This window comes from Vibrio glycogenivorans (assembly GCF_051660965.1).
Classification (GTDB): domain Bacteria; phylum Pseudomonadota; class Gammaproteobacteria; order Enterobacterales; family Vibrionaceae; genus Vibrio.
In genome coordinates this window covers 1-891 of record NZ_JBPVIS010000036.1, presented here as the reverse complement: position 1 = coordinate 891, position 891 = coordinate 1, and the positions used below count along the sequence as shown (strand labels likewise).

General features: G+C 49.5%; 1 protein-coding gene. It reads right to left on the bottom strand.

The annotated features are described in order from the left end of the window. Nucleotides 1–891, bottom strand: an 891-nt coding sequence (locus tag ACSTTG_RS24170) for a hypothetical protein (protein ID WP_438476618.1), incomplete at both ends; no start/stop codon positions are given.

The window sequence follows — 891 nt, the reverse complement described above, 5'->3', positions numbered from 1 at the left end:
ACGACACCATACCGGAAACCGGATCCGTCACGACATTCGCTGAGCCTAAGACAACCGGTTTACCCAGTGCCTCAATCGGTGTTTCTGAATTGAAGGCTGCAGTATCCACTTCAAAGCGAACAATATCGTCACTGCCCGTGGTCGCATCGATACTGCCTGTCACCACCAACTCATCACTGTCTGGGCTATTGCCATTAGCTAGATTCGCCTCATCAAATGAGGCAGGACTGACCGCAGTGATAACAGGGTCCTGACCATCTTGAATATCAATATTGGCCACAGGCATGTAAGTATCACCATCACCGTCGACAATGGTGGCTGTTACAGAAGTACTAAGTATTTCTTCACTGCTATGGTCTAAATCTCGGCTCGGCTCGAAGTACATCTCACCGGTAGTCTTGATATAAACCGTGCCATCTTCGACAACAAAGTCTTGGTAGTCTGGGTCTGCTTGGTCGAGAACGAATGGGTCACTGGTCGCATCACCTTGATAGACAAAGCTCACAACGGAAGCGCCATCAGCACCTTCCGTCGACAAGAAGTCATGCACATCCGTCGCGTTATCACCCGATGTGACCGGCTCTGTCACCTCAAGGTCAGCAACCGTACTCGCTACCGTCGCCTCATCATCGACAACGGTAATCGCAATGTTGGTCTGCGGTGTCAACTCAGATGGATCGCCATCGCCATCCACGGCAAACACTGGCAAGTTAAACGACAGTTGGTCGTCTTCTGACGAGCCATCCTCATGATCAATCGGCTCAAACAGTTGAATGCTGTAATTACCGTCTTCATCGATGGATACTTGGAAGATGTCGACAACCGTATCATCGTCTAAGGTTACTGTTGCATCATAAACATAAGAGCTTATGCCACTGACTGGGTCAGTCA